This is a genomic window from Shigella sp. FC1967, from assembly GCF_001743005.1.
Lineage (GTDB): Bacteria > Pseudomonadota > Gammaproteobacteria > Enterobacterales > Enterobacteriaceae > Proteus.
Genome location: NZ_MIIZ01001492.1, coordinates 1 through 329 on the forward strand (window position 1 = coordinate 1; position 329 = coordinate 329).

Annotated in this window: 1 pseudogene; it reads right to left on the reverse strand. The window is 51.1% G+C overall.

The annotated features are described in order from the left end of the window. Positions 1–257 (reverse strand): annotated as a pseudogene (locus tag BHE89_RS23275) (hypothetical protein); the annotation flags it as partial. Between the last annotated feature and the right edge of the window lie 72 nt (positions 258–329).

The window sequence follows — 329 nt, forward strand, 5'->3', positions numbered from 1 at the left end:
TTCCTGATGGGTAGCATCAGCTCTTCGAGTTCATTGCGCTTCCTATCGTCGGCTTCAAGTTTCTCGCTTCGCGCCAAGGCTTCGGCTTGCTCGCTTTTTGCTTGCCACTCTATCTTGTCGCCTTGCACTTCCCATGCTTTAACGTAATGAGCATCATCCAGACCTTTTGCTCCGTTGTCCGAAAACGAGGCCCCTGAGTAAATGCCACCGACAACCCAGCGCCTTTTTGCTTTTTCCCTTTGAGAAATACATCTCACGACCTAAAACACCATCGCGCAAAGTGGCTACCGAGATAAAGAGCCCAGCGTCCCCTTTCCTAAAGCCGCAGA